This is a genomic window from Mesorhizobium sp. P3_A2 (genome assembly GCF_056403115.1).
In genome coordinates, this window is the sequence record NZ_JBFUGC010000016.1 from 18,822 (window position 1) to 37,037 (window position 18,216).

Annotated in this window: 14 protein-coding genes; 3 read left to right on the top strand and 11 right to left on the bottom strand. The window is 62.4% G+C overall.

Annotation, left to right across the window (positions count from 1 at the left end; genetic code table 11):
- Positions 1 to 89 precede the first annotated feature (89 nt).
- The gene (locus AC1DXM_RS28120; RefSeq protein ID WP_477238242.1) at positions 90 to 1,685 is read left to right on the top strand and encodes a DEAD/DEAH box helicase; all 1,596 of its coding nucleotides are present in this window, start codon (positions 90 to 92) and stop codon (positions 1,683 to 1,685) included.
- A 68-nt stretch (positions 1,686 to 1,753) separates the two neighbouring features.
- On the opposite strand, the gene AC1DXM_RS28125 is transcribed toward AC1DXM_RS28120, so the two are convergent.
- The 4 genes from AC1DXM_RS28125 to AC1DXM_RS28140 form a co-directional block, all read right to left on the bottom strand.
- Entirely contained in the window at positions 1,754 to 2,362 is a 609-nt protein-coding gene (locus AC1DXM_RS28125; protein ID WP_477238244.1) for a hypothetical protein, read from the bottom strand.
- Positions 2,363 to 2,601: 239 nt separating this feature from the next.
- A complete protein-coding gene (locus tag AC1DXM_RS28130; protein ID WP_112564362.1) occupies positions 2,602 to 3,252 on the bottom strand; it encodes a YiaD family glycine zipper/OmpA-like lipoprotein in 651 nt (216 codons plus the stop codon).
- A gap of 152 nt (positions 3,253 to 3,404) precedes the next feature.
- Positions 3,405 to 3,773, bottom strand: a complete 369-nt coding sequence (locus AC1DXM_RS28135; RefSeq protein WP_142864880.1) for a GFA family protein — start codon at positions 3,771 to 3,773, stop codon at positions 3,405 to 3,407.
- A gap of 130 nt (positions 3,774 to 3,903) precedes the next feature.
- Positions 3,904 to 4,794, bottom strand: a complete 891-nt coding sequence (locus AC1DXM_RS28140) for a LysR family transcriptional regulator (protein ID WP_477238247.1) — start codon at positions 4,792 to 4,794, stop codon at positions 3,904 to 3,906.
- 103 nt (positions 4,795 to 4,897) lie between these two features.
- On the opposite strand from AC1DXM_RS28140, the gene AC1DXM_RS28145 reads away from it, so the two are divergent.
- Positions 4,898 to 5,767 carry an SDR family oxidoreductase gene (locus AC1DXM_RS28145; protein ID WP_477238249.1) on the top strand — a complete coding sequence of 290 codons (870 nt, stop codon included), beginning with the start codon at positions 4,898 to 4,900 and terminating at the stop codon, positions 5,765 to 5,767.
- Positions 5,768 to 6,013: 246 nt separating this feature from the next.
- On the opposite strand, the gene AC1DXM_RS28150 is transcribed toward AC1DXM_RS28145, so the two are convergent.
- The 5 genes from AC1DXM_RS28150 to AC1DXM_RS28170 all read right to left on the bottom strand — a co-directional run bounded on the left by AC1DXM_RS28150 (position 6,014) and on the right by AC1DXM_RS28170 (position 12,303).
- Positions 6,014 to 6,391, bottom strand: a complete 378-nt coding sequence (locus AC1DXM_RS28150) for a hypothetical protein (RefSeq protein WP_477238251.1) — start codon at positions 6,389 to 6,391, stop codon at positions 6,014 to 6,016.
- A gap of 270 nt (positions 6,392 to 6,661) precedes the next feature.
- The gene (locus AC1DXM_RS28155; protein WP_203280391.1) at positions 6,662 to 7,069 is read right to left on the bottom strand and encodes a GFA family protein; all 408 of its coding nucleotides are present in this window, start codon (positions 7,067 to 7,069) and stop codon (positions 6,662 to 6,664) included.
- A gap of 42 nt (positions 7,070 to 7,111) precedes the next feature.
- Positions 7,112 to 8,243 (bottom strand): peptide chain release factor 2 gene (prfB, locus tag AC1DXM_RS28160; protein WP_112564354.1). Its coding sequence is split into 2 segments (ribosomal slippage): positions 7,112 to 8,176 and positions 8,178 to 8,243, totalling 1,131 coding nucleotides; the frame shifts between segments, so codons are not numbered across the junction.
- A 130-nt stretch (positions 8,244 to 8,373) separates the two neighbouring features.
- On the bottom strand, positions 8,374 to 10,830 hold the full coding sequence (locus AC1DXM_RS28165; protein ID WP_477238254.1) for a penicillin-binding protein 1A: 2,457 nt from the start codon (positions 10,828 to 10,830) through the stop codon (positions 8,374 to 8,376).
- 213 nt (positions 10,831 to 11,043) lie between these two features.
- A complete protein-coding gene (locus tag AC1DXM_RS28170; protein WP_477238256.1) occupies positions 11,044 to 12,303 on the bottom strand; it encodes an N-acetylmuramoyl-L-alanine amidase in 1,260 nt (419 codons plus the stop codon).
- Positions 12,304 to 12,952: 649 nt separating this feature from the next.
- Between AC1DXM_RS28170 and AC1DXM_RS28175 the strand changes: the two genes are divergently transcribed.
- A complete protein-coding gene (locus AC1DXM_RS28175; RefSeq protein ID WP_477238258.1) occupies positions 12,953 to 15,901 on the top strand; it encodes an Rne/Rng family ribonuclease in 2,949 nt (982 codons plus the stop codon).
- A 97-nt stretch (positions 15,902 to 15,998) separates the two neighbouring features.
- Here the strand turns inward: AC1DXM_RS28175 and AC1DXM_RS28180 are convergent, their stop codons facing one another.
- Together AC1DXM_RS28180 and AC1DXM_RS28185 are read right to left on the bottom strand one after the other, a co-directional pair.
- Positions 15,999 to 16,928: a glutaminase gene (locus tag AC1DXM_RS28180; protein WP_477238260.1), complete on the bottom strand. Its 930-nt coding sequence runs from the start codon at positions 16,926 to 16,928 to the stop codon at positions 15,999 to 16,001.
- Between the two features lie 11 nt (positions 16,929 to 16,939).
- Complete coding sequence (locus AC1DXM_RS28185; protein ID WP_477238262.1) at positions 16,940 to 18,088, bottom strand: pyridoxal phosphate-dependent aminotransferase; 1,149 nt, start codon at positions 18,086 to 18,088, stop codon at positions 16,940 to 16,942.
- Positions 18,089 to 18,216: the final 128 nt, after the last annotated feature.

Sequence of the window (18,216 nt, forward strand, 5' to 3'; positions counted from 1 at the left end):
CCTAATCGCAATACCAATCTTGCAGGCACGCTGTGCTTGCCGCGACGAATGCCGTTGCGCTTCCCCGAACCAGCCAAAGACAACAACACTTGTCCTCAGACACCACGACCGCTCCAGAAGCGTTGACCTTTTCAGACCTCGGCCTGTCGCCCAAGGTCCTTTCCGCAGTCACCGATGCCGGCTATAGCAAGCCGACGCCGATCCAGGCCGGCGCCATCCCGCATGCGCTGCTCGGCAAGGATATTCTGGGCATTGCCCAGACCGGCACCGGCAAAACCGCCTCCTTCGTGCTGCCGATGCTCACCCGCCTCGAAAAAGGCCGGGCCCGCGCCCGCATGCCGCGCACGCTGATCCTCGAACCGACGCGCGAGCTCGCCGCGCAGGTCGAAGAGAATTTCATCCGATACGGCAAGAACCACAAGCTCAACATCGCGCTGCTGATCGGCGGCGTCTCCTTCGACGAGCAGGACAAGAAGCTCGAGCGCGGCGCCGACGTGCTGATCGCCACGCCCGGCCGCCTGCTCGACCACCGCGAACGCGGCAAGCTGTTGCTCAACGGCGTCGAGATCCTCGTCATCGATGAAGCCGACCGCATGCTCGACATGGGCTTCATCCCCGACATCGAGCGTATCTGCGAAATGATCCCGTTCACAAGGCAGACGCTGTTCTTCTCCGCGACGATGCCTCCGGAAATCACCAAGCTCACCGAGAAATTCCTGCATGCGCCGGTGCGCGTCGAGGTCTCGAAGGCGGCGTCCGCCGCAACCAACATCATCCAGAGACTGGTCAAGTCAGGCTCGAAGCCTTGGGACAAGCGCGAGACGCTGCGCAATCTGATGAAGGCCGAAGACGCCGAGCTGAAGAACGCCATCATCTTCTGCAACCGCAAGGTCGAAGTGTCGGAACTGTTCCGCTCGCTCTTGAAGTATGATTTCGACGCCGGGGCCCTGCATGGCGACATGGATCAGCGCGCCCGCATGCAGATGCTGGCCAATTTCCGCGACGGCAAGCTGCGCTACCTGGTGGCGTCCGACGTCGCCGCGCGCGGCCTCGACATCCCCGATGTCAGCCACGTCTTCAACTACGATGTGCCGATCCACGCCGAAGATTATGTCCATCGCATCGGCCGCACCGGCCGCGCCGGACGTTCGGGCAAATCCTTCACCATCGCCACCAAGTCGGACACCAAATACATCGACGCCATCGAGCGGCTGATTGGCAACAAGATCGAGTGGCATGACGGCGACCTGTCGACGGTGGTCGCCAGCGAAGGCGGCGAGGACGAAGCGCCCCGCCGTGGCCGTGGCGCCCCGCGCCGCGCCGGCCGCAAGGACGAGGACCGCAAGGATCGCGGCGAGCGCAAGCCGCGCGAGCGTCACGCCAAGCCCGGCGAAGCTGCCCCGGCAGAAGCCGCACGCGAGGAACAGCCGGTCGTGGCCGAAGCCGCGGTCGCCGACATCGGCGAACGGCGTCATCGCAAGGAATCGATCCGCTCCGAAAACAGCGAGCGCAAGGTCTCCGATCGCAACAACGAGAACCGTGCTCCCGAACGCGGCGACACGAGGCCGCAGCGCGCCAGCAACAGCCGCCCTGCCCGCAACAATCGCGGCGGCGACGACAATGACGGCACCGTCGGCTTCGGCGATGACATGCCGGCCTTCATGAAGATCGTCGCCAAGGTCTGACTTCCGATTTTCGTTTTCGCAGGGCAAGCCGATCACCCGGCTTGCCTGCCGCGATCACATCTCGTCCGTCACATCGGGCCGGGCATCATCTTGGTCGGTTTTTCCAGCATCGGAAACTCGGCCTTGCTGCATTTCACGTTCGGGTTCGTCGGGCTGAACATGCCGTTCGGGTTGTCCTTGAACAGCCAGGCATGAAGGTCGTAGTGGACGAACTCCCTCGGAATGAGCGGATAGTGCCCTTCCATCGGCCCCATGAAGGTCTGGCCAAAGAGTTTTGGAGCTTCCTTGGTGTCTGGCGTCAGGGGCACCAGCCATTCCACGCCAACCAGCTTCAAGCCTTTCTTGGTCGGCTCGTAGATCAAGACATTGGGTTTCATCGGGTCGAGTTTCTGGCCGACGCTGGGAACATTGACGAAATGGATGCCCATGGCGCCCTTCGGATAGTCCATTGCGCCGGCGATCTTTTCCCCGGAGTAGTAGACGCACCCGACGGTCGACAGATAAAGGTCGCGGATGGCGGCCGTGTAGTCCTCATATTTGGCGAGCGACTTTTTCAAGGCTTCGATGTCGGCCTTGTTCGCGTCTTCGGCTCGGACCGAGGCCATTCCGCACCAGGCAGAGATCACACCAGTCAAAACGAGGACGCCGCAACGCCCAAGGCGAGCTGTTCTTGTCATGCATTCCTCCCAGATTTCACGATCTGGCCGCGCAAGACCGGGGCGAAAGAAGAATGATGATCGCGCGGCCATTTGTACCGCCCCATCCCCTCTGGAACAGCGCCGATGCTAGTCCTTTCCAAGGTCTGCGGGAAGAAAATATTAGAAAAATCTAATTCTTTAGATCGTTTGGCGAACCCGAGCGCCAAAATGAAAACGGCCCCTTACGGGGCCGCCTTCGCATGTCGATGCCGACCTGATCAGGTAAGCGGCGAAAGCTGGATCTCGACGCGCCGGTTCTGCGCGCGGCCGGCCGACGTTGCGTTGGATGCAATCGGACGGGTCTTGCCGAAGCCGGTGACGGCGAAGCGGCGCGAATCGACGCCCTGTCCCGACAGATAGTTGGCGACCGCCAAAGCACGGCGCTGCGACAGATCGAAATTGTGCTCGTCGCCACCGGTCGAATCGGTGTGGCCGAACACGTCGACCGTGGTCTGGCGGAACTTGTTCAGCACCAACGCCACCGAATTCAGCACCTGGTAGAAACCTGGCTTCACCGCATCCTGGTCGACGTTGAACGTAATGTCGGACGGCATGTTGAGGATGATCTGGTCACCGGTGCGGGTGACGCTGACGCCGGTGCCCTGCAGCTGGCGGCGCAATTCAGCCTCGTTCTGGTCCATCGTGGCGCCGATGGCGCCGCCGGCCAGCGCGCCGATACCGGCCCCGATCAGCGCATTGCGGCGGTCATTGCCGCCGGCAAGCAGACCAAGGCTGGCGCCGGCCAGGGCACCAAGGCCTGCACCCGCGGCGGTGTTGGAAATCTTCTGATCGCCGGTATATGGATCAGTGGTCGTGCAGGCGCTCACCAACACAGCCGTCGCAACGGCGACGAGCACAGTCTTTTTCATCGAAATCGTCCCTCTCCAAACCGCGGCCTTTGCGGCCCGCGCATATCAGCCCTTCCACGGGTCTTGTACCATGAAATACGGCGAAAAGCGGAACGGCGAAAGCGGCTTTTCCCCCGCTTGCGCCGCTCTTCTGCTTCGGTGGATGCGGCCGACTACCAGAGATTCTTGCCGTCGATGACGACCACCTCGACCTTGTCGAGGTCGAAATCGTCGAACAGCCGTGAATTGACCGAGATCTTGGGGTTGTCGAAGTCGGGTTTGCCGGTCGACCAGTCCGGCGTTTCGGTGAAGGTGCCGCAGCCGCAAATGGCGCAAAACCCGTGTTTGACGGTCTTCGATCCCCATTGATAGACGGAGACATTCTTTGCCGGGCTGGTGAGCTTGAATTGCGACGGAACGTAGTAGGCCCACAGCGAGCCGCGCTTGGAGCAGAACGAGCAGGTGCATTGCGTTACTGTCTCGGGCGCCTGCGAAACCTCGAATGTCGTCGCCCTGCAGTGACAGCTGGCCTTGATGGTCATAAAAAGCTTTCCTCTCCGTTGCCCGCCGCGCCATGCGGCAAAGGCACCATAAAGGGAGGCTCCTGACAACCGTCTGTCAGCAGGCTCTGATCGATAGAGCCGAGCGGCGTTCTGGCTGAGCGCTCTGTCGTCACCTGCCAATATAGGCAGCTAGTTCGTCCGGCGTCCCATTTGGGAAAGCCTGTTTTAGAAAATCCATGAACGCCGACACACGCGCGCTGAGCAGCCGCCGGGATGGGTAGAGCGTCCATAGAGCGATCTCGGGGCCGTCAATATCCCCCCAATTCACCAGTGTGCCGTCAGCCAGATCGTGGGCCACCAACGAAATGGGAAGACGCGCTGCACCGACGCCGGACCGCACCGCATCGCGGACCATGATGAGCGTTGACAAAGCGAGGACAGGTTCGATTGTAATTGTTGAGCGGCCAGCTTGTGTCTTCACGTGCCAAGTTTGCCGCTCGCCTGTCCCGCGAGCAACGCCAGGAGCGGCGAGCCCAGCGGTCGTACGAGGAAGGTCGGGGCTCGCCACAACGACCAGGCGGTCGCGGAGAAACGCCCGTCCGACCAGGCTTTCATCGGGATCTGGATTGACCCGGATTACCAGATCGTAGCCTTCCTCGATCATGTCGACATGCCGGTCCTCAGTCGTCACTTCAAGCTTCACTTCCGGATACTTAAGGGCAAAACCCGCAGCGATCCTCCCCATTGCGGTCTGCGAAAAATGCAAAGGTGCGCTGATCCGTAATCTGCCCTTGGGCCTCTGACCGCCCGAGGCAATCGCCGAAGCCGTCTCGTCCAGCTCGGCGAGCAACGCCCCCGTCCGCTCGAAGAGCGCCCGTCCTTCCTCGGTCAGCTTCAGGTTACGCGCACCCCGTTCAAACAGGCGCAACTCAAGACTGCTTTCCAATTCTCCAACGCGCCGGGACAACGTTGCCTTGGGCCGGCCGGTGGCCCTTGCCGCTTTGCCGAAGCCACCATGGCGGGCAACGAGATTGAAATCGGCGAGGGCAAGAAGATCCATGAGTGTCCCACCAGTGAGACGACGTGTCTAAAATTACCGTCTACTGTGCGCTTTCTGAGCCACACATATTGGAGGTGTCAAGCAATCCAACAGGAGAAATTTCATGACCATTCTCGTTACCGGCGCCACCGGCAATATTGGCCGCCAAGTCGTCGAACACCTCGTCAAGCGCGGCGCCGATGTCCGTGCTCTCGTGCGCGATCCGTCGAAGGCGGGCTTCCCGGCAGGCGTATCCGTCGTACAAGGCGACTTTCTCGACGTCGACTCGCTGCGCAAAGCCATGTCCGGGGTTTCCACGCTGTTCCTCTTGAACGCCGTGGTACCGGATGAATTCACCCAGGCTTTGATCGCGCTGAACGTCGCCCGATCGGCCGGCATCGAGCGGATCGTCTATCTGTCGGTGATCCACGCTGACGCCTATGTGAACGTGCCGCATTTCGCGGGCAAGTTCGGTGTCGAGCGAATGATCGAGCAGATGGACTTCAAGGCTACGATCTTGCGCCCGGCTTACTTCATCCAGAACGATCTGATGATCGAAGACACCATCACCGGCTATGGCATCTACCCAATGCCGATCGGCGCCAAGGGTCTCGCCATGATCGACGCCCGTGATATCGCCGAGATCGCCGCTCTTGAGCTGCTGCGCCGCGAACAGTCCGAGGAGCCGCTGGCGCTCGACCGGATCAACCTCGTCGGTCCGCAGACACTGACCGGGACGGATATTGCCGCAATCTGGTCAGACGTGCTTGCCCGCCCGATCAGCTACAGCGGCGACAATGCAGAGGCCTTTGAGCAAAATCTCAAGCAGGTCTTGCCCGCCTGGATGGCTTACGACATGCGCCTGATGGGCGAGCGCTTCTTCACCGACGGGATGCTGCCTGAGGCCGGCGACGTCGAGCGCCTGACGGCGCTTCTGGGCCGCCCCCTGCGCTCATATCGCGACTTCGCCTCAGCAGTCGCTCCTTCCGTGTGACGCAAGCACAAAAACACCTAGAGCGGTTCACGCCTTTACGGAATCGAAGGGGATTCCCGATTTTGTCGGTTTTGTGATTCAAGATGCTGGCTGGAGTGGAGGCCAGCATCTGATGACCCGACGTCTTTCCAATGATCTTCGCGAACGTGTGGTGGCAGCGGTTTTAGGCGGTGAGAGCCGACGCTCTGCCGCCAAAAGAAATTCTGGAACTACGGCCTGCCTTCCGATGAACTTTGTCGACAGCCGTCAGTAGGAACGCGGCGGTACGAACAGGCAGATCGTCTTGCCGGCGTCGAGACCAGCCTGGTGCGCGCACCAGTGGAAATCGCCGTCGGGTGAGTCCTTGACCCGCTTGTCGCTCATCGGAACGACCTCCCCCGTTCCGGCGATGACATAGCCCTCGGGTTTTTCCAGCACCTCGCCCGTATGGGTGGTGCGGCAGTCATAGTTGGCGCAGCAGGCGAAGGGATAACTCCAGCCTAGCGGCTTCGCCGCCGTCGGCTTGGCGTCATGGGCGAAGCCGGGAGCGGTCAGGCCCGCGATCGCGCCGATCACGAACAGGGAAAACAAAAGTCGGCCAGCCGGTTGAACGGCTCTGGCCGATCGGACTATGGCAGCAGACATGGAAACGTTCCTTTCAAGCGAGCATCAAGCGTTTGCTTGCCCGTTCTTGGAACGTGTCTTCCCAGTGGCCGAATCGTCAGCTCGCAGATATGCCGCGTCCGGCCATAAATGCTTTTTCACCCCTCAGCCCGAGATGCTGGGCTGATTCCTTGGTCGGCGCAAGAAGTGCATAGGTGCTACAGTGCCGCACCCCGCGCGCCGACATCTGCCGTCCAAAAGGGTGCGCCGGCTTGGTTAATGAGAGATTAACGACGCGATGCCCAAGAAGCATTAGCCGTCGGAGGCGTGTCCTTCATATTGCGGCAGGTCGTCGGCGATGGTGAACCACGGCGCCTTGGAGCCGACGAAAATATGCGCCGTCGGCCGGATCGTCGGATCGTCGACCAGCGTGCCCATGGCGACATGGACATAGGCGCCGTCGCGGACCAGCGAATAGAGCAGCGAGCCGCAGCGGCTGCAATGCGCATCGTGGCCGCTGTCGTCACCGAAATGGATGAGCCCGTGATGCCCTTCGGCAAGGGCGAACTTGTCGCGTTCGATGCCGGCGAACGGCTTGAAAGCCGAACCTGTGGTGCGCCGGCAGTTCGAACAATGGCAATTCGCGGCATAGACGAATTCGTCCGCCACCTCATAGTGGACCGCGCCGCAAAAGCACTTTCCGCTGAGCTTGCGAGTCATCGGTCTCTCCTTTGCCCGACGCCTTGAGGATATGGACGTGTCTTAGTCGAGGTCGGCCACCGCTTCGCCCGCCCCGCCTTCAATGCGCTGCGACAGCGAGGCTTCCATGAAGTCGTCGAGATCGCCGTCGAGCACGCTCGACGGGCTGGTGCTTTCGACGCCGGTGCGCAGATCCTTCACCAACTGGTAGGGCTGCAGCACATAGGAACGGATCTGGTGTCCCCAGCCGATGTCGCTCTTCGACGCCTCGGTGGCGTTGGCCACCGCTTCGCGCTTCTTCAGCTCTTCCTCGTAGAGGCGCGAGCGCAGCATTTCCCAGGCCTTCGCCTTGTTCTTGTGCTGCGAGCGCTCGGCCTGGCAGGCGACCGCAATGCCGGTCGCGATATGCGTGATGCGGACAGCCGAATCCGTCGTGTTGACGTGCTGGCCGCCCGAACCGGACGAGCGGTAGGTGTCGATGCGCACGTCGGATTCCGAGACGTCGATCTCGATCCTGTCATCGACGACCGGATAGACCCAGATGCTGGAGAAGGACGTATGGCGGCGCGCATTGCTGTCATAGGGCGAAATGCGCACGAGGCGATGGACGCCGGATTCGGTCTTCAGCCAGCCATAGGCGTTGTGGCCCTTGATCAAGAGCGTAGCGGATTTGATGCCGGCCTCTTCGCCGTCATGGACTTCCAGCACTTCGACCTTGAAGCGGCGCCGTTCGGCCCAGCGCGTATACATGCGCAACAGCATCGAGGCCCAGTCCTGGCTCTCGGTGCCGCCGGCGCCGGCATGGACTTCGAGATAGGTGTCGTTGGCGTCGGCTTCGCCCGACAGCAGCGTCTCGACCTGGCGGGCCTTGGCTTCGCCTTGCATCGAGCGGATGGCGGCTTCGGCCTCGGCGACCACGCCCTCGTCGCCCTCTTCCTCACCAAGCTCGATCAGGCCGATATTGTCTTCCAGTGCCTGCGTCAGGCCCTTGACCGCAGCAATGCCTTCTTCGAGGCCCTGACGCTCGCGCATCAGCTTTTGCGCTTCCAGTGGTTCGTTCCAGAGGCTGGCGTCCTCGGCCCGCACATTCAGGTATTCAAGCCGCTTTATGGCCTGATCCCAGTCAAAGATGCCTCCTCAGCAGGGTTATCGCCTGCCTGATCTCATCGACAATGTTCTGCGTTTCCGCGCGCATGGCTGGTTGTTCTGTCCTGTTTTTGAAGTGGCGCTTGGGTCGGCGCGATACATAGGGACGGCATTGCTGCCTGTAAAGCGAAATGGGCCGGCTTAACAGGCCAGCCCATTCAACATAAGAAGTCAGATCGTCAGTAAAGCCCGCCGCCGGGCGCCTGGATGGCTTCCGTCGCCTGCGGCGACAGCGGTCCCCCGGCGCCATTGGAGCCGTCGGCCCCCATGCCGATCACCCAATAGCTGTCAGCGGGGCCGGTGCCGGGCTTGAAGGCTTCGATGATGGTGCCGGCATCGCCCGCCGCGGCACGCATGCCGGTCTTGCGGTTGATGGCGACCAGGTTCATGCCTTCCGGCACCTTGAAGTCGACATTGGGCGTGCCGTCCAGCGCAACGCGCATGAAATCCTTGAAGATGGGCGCCGCCAGACCACCACCCGTCGCGCCCTTGCCAAGCCCTTTCGGCGTGTCAAAGCCCATATAGAGGCCGACGACGAGGTTCGGCGTGTAGCCGATGAACCAGGCGTCCTTCTCGTCATTGGTCGTACCGGTCTTGCCGGCAATGTGGCGGCCAAGTTCGGCGATGGTAGCGCCGGTGCCGCGCTGGACGACGCCTTCCATCATCGAGGTGATCTGGTAGGCGGTCATCGGGTCGAGCACCTGCTCGGAATTGTCGACCAGTTCCGGCTCAGGCTGGTTGTTCCATTCGGACGCATTGCAGCCTTCGCAGCCGCGCTCGTCCTGCTTGAACACCGTCTTGCCGTAGCGGTCCTGGATGCGATCGATAAGCGAGGGTTTGATCGACTTGCCGCCATTGGCCATGATCGAATAGGCCGACACCATGCGCATCACGGTCGTCTCGCCGGAGCCCAGCGCCATTGGCAGATACGGCGCCAGATGGTCGTAGACTCCGAAGCGCTCGGCATATTCCACCACCAGCTTCATGCCCATGTCGTTGGCCAGCCGCACCGTCATCAAATTGCGCGACTTTTCGATACCGGAGCGCAAGGTCGCGGGGCCGGCGACCGTGCCGTCATAGTTCTTCGGCGTCCAGGTCGTGTTGCCGCTCTGGATGGTGATCGGTCCGTCCATGATCACCGAGGCCGGCGTATAGCCATTGTCGAGCGCGGCCGAATAGACGATCGGCTTGAACGACGAGCCCGGCTGGCGCATCGCCTGCGTGGCGCGGTTGAACTCCGACTGCGCATAGGAGAAGCCGCCGACCATGGCCAGCACGCGGCCGGTATGCGGATCCATGGCGATCAGGCCGCCCTCCACTTCCGGCACCTGGCGCAGCGTATAGGCGCCGTCCGAACCTTCGTTTTTCTGCACGAAGATGACATCGCCCGGCTGCAGCACGTCGGCCGGCGACTTGGCCTTGACCGTCTTGCCGTCGACCACATGGCGCATGGCAAAGCTCATGTCTTCCTTGCTGACGGTGCCTTCGACGCGTTCCTTGACGATATCGCCTGAAATCTGCCGCTTCGGCTGCAGGCCGATGGAAAGGCCGGTATCCGAGCTGTCGAGCACGACGGCAAGCGACCATTCCGGCACGTCTTCCAAGCCCTTGACGGCGCCCAGCGCCACGCCCCAGTCGCCGGAAGCGTCGATATGCGTCACCGGTCCGCGATAGCCGCGCAGCGTATCGTATTTGAGCAAACCGTTCTGCATCGACTTGCGGGCGATGAGCTGGATCTTCGGATCGAGCGTCGTGCGCACCGACAGGCCGCCCTCATAGAGCGCGTTCTCGCCATAGCGCGCGATGATCTGGCGGCGCACTTCCTCGGTGAAGTATTCGCCCGCAAACAGATAGGAGCCGTTGCGGCGCGGCGTCACGCCGAGCGGCTCGGCCTTGGCCTTGTCGCCTTCCTCGCGCGTCACGTAGCCATTCTCGACCATCTGGTCGATGACCCAGTTGCGGCGCTCGATGGCGCGGTCGGCATGCTTGAAGGGATGGTAGTTGTTGGGACCTTTCGGCAGCGACGCCAGATAGGCGGCTTCCGCGACGGTGAGTTCGTTGACCGACTTGTCGAAATAGGTCAGCGCCGCGCCCGCAACGCCATAGGCGCCGAAACCGAAGAAGATCTCGTTGAGGTAGAGCTCGAGGATGCGGTCCTTCGAATACGCCTGCTCGATGCGGAAGGCCAGGATCATCTCCTTGATCTTGCGCTCGTAGGTCTGGTCCGAGGACAGCAGGAAGTTCTTTGCCACCTGCTGGGTGATGGTCGAGGCGCCGACCTGGCGCCTGCCCGAGCCCACATTCTGCAGGTTGACGTAGACGGCGCGGCCAAGCCCGGTGATGTCGATGCCGGGATGGTTGTAGAAATTCTTGTCCTCGGCCGACAGGAACGCCGCCTTGACCCGGTCCGGAACCGCCTGGATCGGCAGATAGAGCCGCCGTTCGCGCGCATATTCTGCCATCAGCGAGCCGTCGGAGGCATGGATCCGGGTCGTCACCGGCGGCTCGTACTTGGCCAGCACTTCGTAGTCGGGCAGGTCCTTCGACAGATGGCTGATGTATATCGCCACGCCCGCGGCAACCAGAAGCGCCAGCGTCGTGCCGATACCAAAGAAATAGCCGATGAGACGAATCATGCCCGCTCCAGTCCGAGGTTCGGGAATTTCCTAGACGAAGCCGCCTTTCGCGCAAGCCTTCGCAATGGTCCCGATCCGTGATGGAAAACCCATGTCGCCACCATGTGGACAAAATGGGGCAGCGCCCGATTTCTGCATCCCCCACCGGAAATAAAAGCGCCCGGTGTTGTCGTCGTGCAACGCTGCCTCTGGTTGTGGGCGGCGGCGGCCATCTCAGCCTCCGGTTCCCGTTCCCATCTTGGCGGAGGCAAACAAAGCGACGGCGTTGGTGATGCTCTGCGCCGCCTTGCCGCGCCAGTCGGCGTCGAGCAGTTGCGCCTCGTCCTTGGCGTTGGAGAGATAGCCGAGTTCGACCAGCACCGACGGCACATCGGGCGCCTTCAGCACCTTGAAGCCTGCCGAGCGCTGCGGATTGTTGATCAGGCCGACGCTGGTGGACAGCTGGCCGACCAGCGTGTGGGCAAAGCTCATCGAGAAATTATGTGTCTCGCGGCGGATCAGGTCGATCAGGATGTCGGTGACTTCCTTGTTGTCGTCCTTGATCACCATGCCGGCGAACTGGTCGGAAAGGTTTTCGCGATCGGCCAGCGCCTGCGCTTCCGGGTCGGATGCCTTGTCGGAGACGGTGTAGACGGTGGCGCCTCTGATGCCCTTGACGCTGATCGTGTCGGCATGGATCGAGATCAACAGGTCCGCCTCGTGCTGGCGGGCAATGCGCACGCGGTCGTCGAGCCGCAGGAATTCGTCGGTCTCGCGCGTCATGAACACGTCGTAGCTGCCGACGGCGGCGAGCTTGTCGCGCAATTCGGTGGCGAAGGCCAGCGTGACGTTCTTCTCGATGGTGCCGTTGAGACCTTCGGCGCCACCGTCGATGCCGCCATGGCCGGGATCGATGACGACGGTGAAGCGATGCCCCGGATTGGAGACCGGCCCGGTGCCGACCCTGGCGCCCTTGTCGGTGGAGACGGTCGAGCCAGTGGTCAGCGCCTGGTTGGCAAGGGCTTCATCGAACTCGCGATCCGAGGCCGCCGACATGTCGATGGCGATGCGGTAGCCGGTTCCATCATCGTTCTTGAGCACGTCGAGCTTGTCGACCGCGAACGGCCCCTTGCCGGTGAGGATCAGCCGCGATCCCTCGCCTTGATCGCCATAGCGCACCGCCTTGACCAGGCCGCGCGCCTTGGCGTCCTTCGCGCTGATGGCGAATCGTGTGCGCGGCAGGTCGACGACCAGCCGGTTGGGGCCGCGCAGCAGGAACCATTTGATATCGGGTTCGCGGTCGAAATCGATGACGATGCGCATCTTGGTGGCGTCGCCCGCCATCTTGTAGGCGGTGGCGCCGAGCGGCGCATCGGCCGCGCGTGAACCCGGCGCAAAACCGGAGCAGAGCGCCAGCAGCAAAAGCACAATCGCAGCGCGCAGCAAAAGGCCTGCACGGCCATGGCCCTTGTCTGTGGTGCCCGCCAGTCCCATCTCTTTGCAGTCGCTCCCGGTTTGGCGCCTCGCGCCCGCGTGGTTGGTCGAAATGCCGGTCAGGCCGCAGACTCGATTAACGATTGGTATCCAGAGAAGGTTAACCAAGCCTTTTCATTGAGGATTAAGGCCTGTGCTTCCGTTACGGCACTGCTTTTTGCCGGCATCCGAAATCGGGGTTGCCTTCCACCCCGTCAAATCATAAAAGCGATGGTGGATCACTGCAATCCTGGAACCGCTTCTCCCGCAGCTTCCTGCTACAGGTCAGATGAAAGGCGGCTCCTTTCGCTTCCAGCGAAAAGGCTTCAGGTGATCGCGACGAATTTCGCAGGTGTGCGCCCGTGGCGGGGGAATCGCCTGCGTGAGGAAAACGGCCGGGTTTGTTCCCGTGCCGGCTCTGTATGAGCAAACAAGCTGGTCCGGTTCGCCCGGGCTTTGGTTCAAAAGGTTCTGCTGGTGACGATGGCTTCAAGCGCAATCATGGAAAGGTCCGCATCAAACCGCGCCATAATGGCTGCGGGCGGCACCGCCATGGCGCTCAAGCGGCGGCCAGCAACCATCCAGACATCCGGCACCCACATCACAGACACGCAGCAGCGGGCTTTGCCTCGCAAGCTGCGGCTGGCGGCTGCCGGGGGGAAACGAAATAATGCCCAACAAAATGCTGATAGACGCCTCCCACCCGGAGGAAACACGCGTTGTCGTTATCCGCGGTAACCGTATTGAAGAATTCGACTTTGAATCCCAGGACAAGAAGCAGCTCAAAGGAAACATCTATCTCGCCCGCGTAACGCGCGTCGAACCTTCCCTTCAGGCAGCCTTTGTCGAATATGGCGGCAACCGTCACGGTTTCCTCGCCTTCAGTGAAATACACCCCGACTATTACCAGATCCCGGTCGCCGATCGTCAGGCTCTGCTGCGCGCCGAAGCGCAGGAAGCCGAAGACGAGGAGAATGAGGACAATGACGGCGACGACCGCCAGAGCCGCGATCGCGGCCGGCGCGGCCGCCGGCGCGGCGGCAAAGGCCGCGAGCGTGGCGAACACAAGCGCGACGCCGGTACCGATGATGAAAACGGCGAACATGGCGACACCGGCAGCGATGCCGTTGCCGAAGAGCCTGCTTTCGAGCATGCCGCGGCTGATACCGCCGGGCATGAAGATCACGCCGCGCATAGCGACAGCGAAACCTCCGAGACTGAGACATCCGAGACCGAACCGTCAGAAGGCGGCCCGACATCGATCGCGGCAAGCGTCGAAGCGGATGTGATCTCCGAAGCCGTCCCGCAGGCTGAGGCCGGCGACGAGGCGGCCTCCAGCGAGGCTAGCGGCGAAACTGTTTCGGCCGATCACAGCGGCGAATCCACCTCCAGCGACAATGATCGCGGCATGCTGGAAGAGGTGCAGTCCTCGCATCCCGACGACCACGAGATTGAATCGGTCGGCGCCGAGGATGCGCTGGAAGAGGTGCGCAACCGCCGCAAGCCGGTGCGCCGCCAGTACAAGATCCAGGAAGTCATCAAGCGCCGGCAGATCCTGCTGGTGCAGGTGGTCAAGGAAGAGCGCGGCAACAAGGGCGCGGCTCTGACCACCTATCTGTCGCTTGCCGGCCGCTATTCGGTGCTGATGCCCAACACGGCGCGCGGTGGCGGAATTTCGCGCAAGATCACCAGCGCGGTCGACCGCAAGCGCCTCAAGGAGGTCGTTGCCGATCTCGAAGTGCCGCAGGGCATGGGCGTCATCCTGCGCACCGCCGGCGAAAGCCGCACCAAGGCCGAGATCAAGCGCGACTACGAATATTTGATGCGGCTTTGGGAAAACGTCCGCAATCTGACCCTGCAATCCACCGCCCCTGCCCTTGTTTATGAGGAAGGCAGCCTGATCAAGCGCTCGGTGCGCGACCTCTACAACAAGGATATCGACGAGATTCTTGTCTCCGGCGAGGAAGGCTATCGCGAAGCCAAGGATTTCATGCGCATGCTGATGCCGAGCCACGCCAAGGTGGTTCAGCCTTTCCGCGACACGACGCCGATCTTCGTGCGCAACGGCATCGAGGCGCAACTCGACCGCATGCTGCAGCCGCAGGTGACGCTGAAGAGCGGCGGCTACATCATCATCAACCAGACCGAAGCTCTGGTCGCCATCGACGTCAATTCGGGCCGTTCCACCAAGGAGCACTCGATCGAGGACACCGCGCTCCACACCAACCTCGAAGCGGCGGAAGAAGTCGCCCGGCAGTTGAGGCTGCGCGATCTCGCCGGCCTGATCGTCATCGACTTCATCGACATGGAGGAGAACCGCAACAACCGCTCCGTCGAGAAACGGCTAAAGGATCACCTCAAGAACGACCGGGCTCGCATCCAGGTCGGCCGCATCTCGCATTTCGGCCTGATGGAAATGTCGCGCCAGCGCATCCGCGCCAGCGTGCTGGAATCGACCATGAAGCCCTGCCCGCATTGCGGCGGCACCGGCCATGTGCGCTCCGATTCGTCGGTGGCGCTGATGGTGGTGCGGGCGATCGAGGAATTCCTGCTCAAGGATTCGCGCAGCCACATCACGGTGCGGACGCCGGCGGCAACCGCGCTCTATGTGCTCAACCACAAGCGCGGCACGTTGGTGGAACTCGAAAGCCGCTTCGGCCTGACCATCACCATCGAGGCTGATGACACGGTCGGTGTGCAGCACTATGCGATCTTCCGCGGCGCTATTGCCGAAAAGCCGGAAGGCTTTGTCGAGCAGCGGAGCCTGCCCGCCTATGTCGAGCCGGAAGAGCCCGAGGACGAGATCGTCATCGAGGAGGAAGAAGACGAGGTCGTGGTGCAGGCCGAGCAGCCGCGCCAGGCGCAGCCGCAGTCGCAGCAGCAGCCGAGATCGGCTGAGGACGGCGAAGGCCGCGACCGCAAGCGCCGCAAGCGCCGCAGGCGGCGCGGCGGCAAGGATCGCGACCGCGAGCACGGCGAGCGCGAGCATGGCCAGACCGCCGAAGGTGCTTCGATCCCTGTGGCAACCAACGACTTTGCCTCTGAACCGGGCGAAGATAATGCGGTACCGCAGAGCGAAGCCCCAGTTGGCGCCGTCGAAGCCGTGGAGGCATCTGATGACGCCCAGGGCAAGAAGCGTCGGCGAGGCAAGCGCGGTGGCAAGCGCAATCGCCGTGAGGACGGCGAAGGCGGCACCGAGATCGAAGCCGGCCAAACCGCCGACGTTTCGGTGGCCGATGCTGCTGAAGCCGAACCGGTCGCGGCGGTAGCGGTTGAAGAAGCTGCGGCTCCCGCCGCGGCTAACGACGACGCCCCAGCCGAAAAGCCGAAGAAGAAGCGCGCCTCGAGGGCGAAGAAGGCCGTGGCCGAAATCCCCGCCGAGACGGTGGCCGAAGTGCCGGCTACTGCCCCAGTCGAGGAAGTCGCACCGGCAAAGGTGGAGACGCCTGCGCCTGTCGCTCCAGTCGAGGAGGAAGCGCCTGCTCGACCGACCCGGCGCAAGGCCGTCGCGGCGGATACCCCGGTCGTGCCGGTGGTTTCCTCCAGCGTTGCCGACGAGGCAAAGGCCGAGGAAAAGCCGAAGCGTGCCGGCTGGTGGCAGCGGAAGGGCTTTTTCTAAGAATTTCAGTCAGTTGAACTGATTGCTTGAACAATAGAAATCCCGCGCCGCTCGAAAGACGGCGCGGGATTTTCGTATCTGGGAATGGCCGAACCCGTCAGGGAGCGAAGATCGACCAGTTCATCGTCCTGGCCAGTTTTTCCAAGGCGATCGACCCCAGCTTCGAATTGCCGTTGGCGTTCAAGCCGGGCGACCACACGGCAAGCGAGGCGACACCCGGCACGATCCCCAATATGCCACCGCCGACGCCGCTTTTGCCGGGAATGCCGACACGGAAAGCAAAATCGCCGGAGCCGTCATAGTGGCCGCAGGTCAGCATCATGGCGCCGATGCGGCGTGCGCGCTCGGCCGACACCACGGAATGCCCGGTCGCTGGGTTCTTGCCGCCATTGGCGAGAAAACGGCCGGCCAACGCCAGTTGCCGGCAGCTCATGGCGATGGCGCAATGGTGGAAGTAGACGCCCAGCGCCAGCTCCGGCGCATGGTGAAGATTGCCGAAGGATTTCATATAGTTGGCAAGCGCAAAGTTGCGGTATCCGGTGGCGCGTTCGGACGCCGCGACCTCGCGATCGATGATGATCGTCTCATCGTCGGCGAGGAACTGGATGAAGCGCAGGATCTCGCCGATCGCTTCACGCGGCTGGTGGCCGGCGAGCAGGATGTCGGAAACGACGATGGCGCCGGCATTGATGAACGGATTGCGCGGAATGCCGTTCTCATGCTCGAGCTGGACGATCGAGTTGAACGGATTGCCCGAGGGCTCACGCCCAACACGCTGCCACAGCGCGTCGCCGACATTGCCCAACGCCAGCGTCAGGGTGAAAACCTTCGAAATGCTCTGGATCGAGAACGCCTGGTCGGCGTCGCCGGCAACAAGCACGCGGCCGTCATTGGTGACGGCGGCAATGCCGAATTTCTTCGGATCGACCTTGCCGAGCTGTGGAATGTAGGTGGCGACGTCGCCGCGATCGGTTCGCTCAGCCATTTCGGCGGCAACTTCGGCCAGCGCTTGTTCGAGTTCCGGCATGCTCGTCCCCGCTATTTCAGCCAGCGCTCGATGCGCGCCATCGCCTCGACCATATCGTCATGGCTGCCGGCATAGGAAAACCGCATTGTGCGGTGTCCGGCCAGCGGATCGAAATCACGGCCGGGCGTCGCCGCCACATGCGCCTCGGCCAGCATTTTGCGCGCAAAGGCCATGCTGTCATTGGTGTGCCGGGTGACATCGCAGAAAGCATAGAACGCGCCGTCCATGGGGGCGGCCAGCGGAAATCCGAGCTCCGGCAGGCGCTGCATCAACAGCTCGCGATTCCAGGCGTAGCGCGCCTTCACCGCTTCCAGCTCTTCCGTCGCCTTGAAGGCTTCGATCGCCGCGATCTGCGACAGTTCCGGCGGCGAGATATAGAGGCTCTGGGCAATGCGCTCGATGGGCCGCACCAGGGCGTCCGGCAGCACCATCCAGCCGATACGCCAGCCGGTCATGCAATAGTATTTCGAGAACGAATTGATGACCGTCACCCCGGAACCATAGGCCAGCGCCGTGGTGTCGGGCGCGGCATAAGCCAGCCGGTGATAGATCTCATCCGATATGACCGCGATGCCGAGTTCTTCGGCTGTCCTCACCAGCGCCGAGAGCTCATCGGCGGGAATGACGGCGCCGGTCGGATTGGCCGGACTGGCGAACAGCACGCCCTTCAGCGGTTTTTCCCGATGCGCCACCTTCAAATGGTCGGCATGCAGATAGGCGTCGCTGCCGAGCTCGATCTCGACGATCTCGATGCCGAGCGCGGCCATGATGTTGCGATAGGCGGGATAGCCAGGCGCTGCGATGGCGACGCGGTCGCCCGGATCGAACATCGCCAGGAAGGCCAGATTGAAGGCTGCCGACGATCCCGTCGTCACGGCGATCCGGTTCGGCGCGACGTCGATCCCGTAATGATCGCCATAATGCGCGGCGATCGCCTTGCGCAGATCCACCAGGCCGAGCGCATCGGTATAGCCGATGCGACCGATCTTCAGCGCATTTACGGCGGCTTCCCTGACCCCCACCGGCGCCGGATCGGATGGCTGGCCGACAGCCATGGAGACGACAGGCACGCCTGTCGCCTTCAGCCGGTTGGCCTCGGCCAGGATGTCCATGGCATGAAACGGCTCGACTTCACCGCGGCGCGACAGCGAAACAACCATTTGACCTCACTCTTTCCGCCCGATCCCGCCGCTCCAGGCCATCAACCCGGATGGCAGCGCCGCACAAATGCCCGATTGATGTGAGGATCACAAGTTAGCCTAGTTTCGGTGCCGACTCTTTTCATCGT

Bases quoted from the DNA above. Each gene is read 5' to 3' on its own strand.
- AC1DXM_RS28125 (WP_477238244.1), bottom strand. From the start codon at position 2,362: ATGACAAGAACAGCTCGCCTTGGGCGTTGCGGCGTCCTCGTTTTGACT.
- AC1DXM_RS28130 (WP_112564362.1), bottom strand. From the start codon at position 3,252: ATGAAAAAGACTGTGCTCGTCGCCGTTGCGACGGCTGTGTTGGTGAGC.
- AC1DXM_RS28135 (WP_142864880.1), bottom strand. From the start codon at position 3,773: ATGACCATCAAGGCCAGCTGTCACTGCAGGGCGACGACATTCGAGGTT.
- AC1DXM_RS28140 (WP_477238247.1), bottom strand. From the start codon at position 4,794: ATGGATCTTCTTGCCCTCGCCGATTTCAATCTCGTTGCCCGCCATGGT.
- AC1DXM_RS28145 (WP_477238249.1), top strand. From the start codon at position 4,898: ATGACCATTCTCGTTACCGGCGCCACCGGCAATATTGGCCGCCAAGTC.
- AC1DXM_RS28150 (WP_477238251.1), bottom strand. From the start codon at position 6,391: ATGTCTGCTGCCATAGTCCGATCGGCCAGAGCCGTTCAACCGGCTGGC.
- AC1DXM_RS28155 (WP_203280391.1), bottom strand. From the start codon at position 7,069: ATGACTCGCAAGCTCAGCGGAAAGTGCTTTTGCGGCGCGGTCCACTAT.
- AC1DXM_RS28165 (WP_477238254.1), bottom strand. From the start codon at position 10,830: ATGATTCGTCTCATCGGCTATTTCTTTGGTATCGGCACGACGCTGGCG.
- AC1DXM_RS28170 (WP_477238256.1), bottom strand. From the start codon at position 12,303: ATGGGACTGGCGGGCACCACAGACAAGGGCCATGGCCGTGCAGGCCTT.
- AC1DXM_RS28175 (WP_477238258.1), top strand. From the start codon at position 12,953: ATGCCCAACAAAATGCTGATAGACGCCTCCCACCCGGAGGAAACACGC.
- AC1DXM_RS28180 (WP_477238260.1), bottom strand. From the start codon at position 16,928: ATGCCGGAACTCGAACAAGCGCTGGCCGAAGTTGCCGCCGAAATGGCT.
- AC1DXM_RS28185 (WP_477238262.1), bottom strand. From the start codon at position 18,088: ATGGTTGTTTCGCTGTCGCGCCGCGGTGAAGTCGAGCCGTTTCATGCC.